Here is a 4173-nt window from a genome sequence, read left to right as displayed (position 1 = left end):
CCCGCCGCTGCGCGACCTCGCCGCCGCCGATCGGATGTGGGATGCCTCTGTCTCACTGGCGGGTGTCGCGCAGGCGTTCGAGCGCGGAGCGTAAGCACTCGTCCACCGGTTGCCTGTGAGTTCCGCGCGGTCCGGCACCCGCGCCTCCCACGCTCTCTAGGCTCCCCTCGTGACCCCTGACCCCTCGCGCCGCCGCGACCTCGCGGCCGCCGCCGCAGCCGTCGGCTCCACCGTCCTCGGAGCCGGGCTCGGCGAGCTCGTCGCCGCCGTCGTCGCACCCGCGGCGAGCCCGTTCGCGGTCATCGGGGGCGCGATGATCGACATCGCCCCGGCGTGGGCGAAGAACCTGGCCATCAGCCTCTTCGGCACGGGCGACAAGGCCGCCCTGCTCGTGGGGATCGCGGTGCTGCTGCTGATCGTCGCGGGACTGGCCGGGGTTCTCGAGAACCGACGGCCACCGTGGGGCCGTGTCGCGCTCGCGGCCCTCGGCGCTCTGGGCGCCGTGGTGTCGCTCACCCGCGCCGACGCCGCCCTGCTCTCGCCCGTCCCCTCTCTCGTGGCGGGAGCGGTGGCCGCGCTGATCGGCGGCCTGCTGATCGGCCGTATGCGCCGCAGGGCCGAGGCGTTGCACGGTGATCGGGCATCAGCCGGCGCGGCGCGCGCCGACGGCCTGAGCCGGCGCACCGTCCTCGCCTACTCGGGCGTCGCGGTGCTCGCCGGCGCCCTCGCCGCCGCCGGGGCCCTCGCGATCGGCGGAGGTGCGCGCGCGGTGAGCGCCCTGCGCGCGGCGCTGCGCCTGCCGACGCCGTCGACGACGGCATCCGTCCCCTCCGGCGCCGAGCTGGGGATCGAGGGCCTGACCCCCGTCGTCACGCCGTCGGCCGACTTCTACCGCATCGACACCGCGCTCGTCGTCCCGCAGGTCGATCCGACCACCTGGACCCTGCGCGTGCACGGCCTGGTGGAGCAGGAGGTGGTGCTGCGGTGGCAGGACCTCGTCGCCCTCCCCCAGAAGGAGACGATCGCGACCCTCGTGTGCGTGTCGAACGAGGTGGGCGGCTCGCTCATCGGCACGGCGCGCTGGCTCGGCGTTCCGATCCGCGACATCCTCGCGCGCGCACGGCCCACCGCCGAGGCCGACATGGTGCTGTCGCGCTCGGTCGACGGGTTCACGGCATCCAGTCCCCTCGAAGCCCTCACGGACCAGCGGGATGCGCTGCTCGCCATCGGCATGAACGGCGAGCCCCTGCCGCTCGAGCACGGCTTTCCGGTGCGTCTGGTGGTGCCCGGTCTGTACGGCTACGTCTCGGCGACCAAGTGGGTCAGCGAGCTGGAGGTCACGCGCTTCGACCGCGCCGAGGGGTACTGGACACCGCGCGGCTGGTCGGAGCGCGGCCCGGTCAAGCTGCAGTCGCGCATCGACGTCCCCCGCGCGGGCGCGCGCGTCGAGCCGGGACCGACCGTCATCGCCGGGGTCGCCTGGCACAACCACGTCGGCATCACCGGCGTCGAGGTGCAGGTCGACGACGGCCCCTGGCGGCCCGCGACGCTCGCCAGCGCGATCTCGGCCGACACCTGGGTGCAGTGGAGCATCGAGTGGGAGGCGACCAGCGGCCTGCACACGGCGCGCTGCCGCGCGACCTCGGCCGACGGGTCGACGCAGACCGCGACCGTCGCCCCTCCCGCCCCCGACGGTGCGACCGGCTGGGACGAGGCGACGATCTCGGTGGTCTGACGCGGGCGCCCGGCGGGGCGCCCCGAGGCGCGAGACTGCACGCTGCTGACAACTCGGCGACATCCTGCAACCGAGATGTCAGCAGGATGCCGTCTCGGCGTCGCGCGCGAGCGGGAGCGGGCGGGAGCGCCCGGCTCAGGCCGCCAGCACGTGCTTGAGCTGTTCGACCGCCCAGTCCAGCTCGGTCGCCCGGATCGTCAGCGGCGGGGCGATGCGGATCGTCTGCCCGTGCGTGTCCTTGACCAGGACGCCGCGCGTCAGCAGCTTCTCGGCGACCTCGCGGCCCGTGCCGTACGCGGGGTCGATGTCGACGCCCGCCCACAGGCCCGCGATGCGCACGGCGATCACGCCGTGGCCGACGAGCGTCTGCAGGTTCTGCTCGAGATGAGCGCCGAGCGCCTTCGCGCGCGTCTGGAACTCCCCGGATGCCAGCATCTCGACCACCCGCAGCCCGACGGCCGCGGCCAGCGGGTTGCCGCCGAAGGTCGACCCGTGCTCTCCGGCGCGGATCACGCCGAGCACGTCGTGGTTCGCCACGACGGCCGAGACGGGGAGGATGCCGCCGCCGAGCGCCTTGCCGAGCAGGTAGAGGTCGGGCACGACGCCCTCGCGGTCGCACGCGAACGTCTCGCCCACACGCCCGAGGCCGGACTGGATCTCGTCGGCGATGAACAGCACGTTCCGCTCGGAGCAGAGCTCGCGCACGCGGCGGAGGAACCCCTCGGGCGGGATCACGACGCCGGCCTCACCCTGGATGGGCTCGATCAGCACCGCGGCGGTGTCGTCGTCGATGGCGGCGGCGATGGCATCCGCATCCCCGTAGGGCACGTGCACGAACCCGGGCGCGTACGGACCGAAGTCGTCGTGCGCGGACGGGTCGTCGCTGAAGCCGACGATGGTGGTCGTACGACCGTGGAAGTTGCCGTTCGCGACGATGATGGTCGCGGCATCCGGGGCGATGCCCTTGGTGCGATAGCCCCACGCCCGGGCGACCTTGATGCCCGTCTCGACGGCCTCGGCGCCGGTGTTCATCGGCAGCACCACGTCTTTGCCGCACAGCGCGGCGAGCGCGGTGGCGAAGGGGCCGAGACGGTCGTTGTGGTACGCCCTGCTGGTGAGGGTCAGACGGTCGAGCTGTTCGCGTGCTGCGGCCAGGATCGCGGGGTGGCCGTGCCCGAAGTTCAGCGCCGAGTACGCCGACAGCAGGTCGAGGTAGCGCTTGCCCTCGACGTCGGTGACCCACACGCCCTCGGCGCGCGAGACGACCACGGGGAGCGGGTGGTAATTGTGCGCGAGGTGTGCGCCCTCGTCGGCGATCAGACGAGCGCCGAGGTCGTCGATCGCGGTGCTCATCGCGAGCCGCCCCGCAGCTCGAGCGTGCAGCACTTGATGCCGCCGCCGCCGAGCAGCAGCTCGGACAGGTCGACCAGCACGGGGGTGTAGCCGCGCTCGCGCAGCTGCGCCTCGAAGCCCTTGGCACGCGGGGAGATGATGACGTTCTTGCCGTCGCTGGCCGAGTTGAGCCCGAACACCGAGCCGTCGGCATCCGAGACCCGGATGGCGTCGGGGAAGCGCTCGCGCAGGATCGCCTGGCTCTTCTCGTCGAAGGCGTTCGGCAGGTAGGCGATGTTGGCCTTGTCGACGCCACCGGGGCCCTCGACCGGGTCGAGCACGGCGAGTGCGGTGTCGAGGTGGTAGAAACGCGGGTCGGTGAGGGTCAGCGACACGACCTCGCGCGAGAACACCTCGCCCACCTCGCGGTGGCTGTCACCGGTCGAGCGGAAGCCCGTGCCGGCCAGGATCGTGTCGCCCACCAGCAGGAAGTCGCCCTCGCCCTCGTTGACCTCGACGGGCTCGGCGACCTCGAACCCGTTCGCGGCGAACCAGTCGATGAAGGCGGGCGCCTCGGCGGCGCGCTCGCGGAAGCGGAACTTGGGCCCGTAGGCCACACCGTCGATGACGAAGCCGCCGTTGGCCGTGTAGACCATGTCGGGAAGGCCCTCGAGCGGGTCGATCAGCTCGATCTCGTGCCCGAGCGACACGTAGGTGTCGTACAGCGCCTGCCACTGGCGGACCGCGAGGGCGGTGTCGGTGGGGCGCGAGGGCTCCATCCACGGGTTGATGCTGTAGCTCACCGTGAAGTGCTCGGGCCGGCACATGAGGTACCGGCGGTGCTGCTGCACGCGCCCGGTGGTCTCGGAGGCGGCGGGCTCGACACCCGAGGTGGCGACGGGGGTAGCGGACATCTCTGCTCCTCGGAGGAAAGGTGCGGCGGACGCTGTCCTGGGGCTCGGTGGCCCTTCGACCCGGTGACGCCGGGGCGCCGTGGCGGGGAAAGGTCGGTCCGAGCACGCCGCGCCCATTGTCTCACGCGCGTGCGCGGCGCGTCTCGCGGCGCGCGCCGACCCGGCCCCGGGCCGGCGGCGGCGGGTGGCGGC

General features: G+C 73.1%; 3 protein-coding genes. 1 reads left to right on the top strand and 2 read right to left on the bottom strand.

Annotated elements, in window-relative coordinates; genetic code table 11:
• Positions 1-169 precede the first annotated feature (169 nt).
• Positions 170-1735: a molybdopterin-dependent oxidoreductase gene (locus tag DBR36_RS14140; RefSeq protein WP_108320410.1), complete on the top strand. Its 1566-nt coding sequence runs from the start codon at positions 170-172 to the stop codon at positions 1733-1735.
• A 135-nt stretch (positions 1736-1870) separates the two neighbouring features.
• Here the strand turns inward: DBR36_RS14140 and rocD are convergent, their stop codons facing one another.
• Positions 1871-3088, bottom strand: coding sequence for an ornithine--oxo-acid transaminase (gene rocD / locus DBR36_RS14135; protein WP_108320408.1), 1218 nt, complete (start codon positions 3086-3088; stop codon positions 1871-1873).
• Positions 3085-3981, bottom strand: a complete 897-nt coding sequence (gene ddaH / locus DBR36_RS14130; RefSeq protein ID WP_181373616.1) for a dimethylargininase — start codon at positions 3979-3981, stop codon at positions 3085-3087. Before ddaH ends, rocD begins: the two co-directional genes overlap by 4 nt.
• Positions 3982-4173: the final 192 nt, after the last annotated feature.

The organism is Microbacterium sp. HMWF026 (assembly GCF_003061325.1).
GTDB lineage: Bacteria > Actinomycetota > Actinomycetes > Actinomycetales > Microbacteriaceae > Microbacterium > Microbacterium testaceum_E.
The sequence above is the reverse complement of the archived record's forward strand: the minus strand, read 5'-3'. Positions and strand labels throughout refer to the sequence as shown.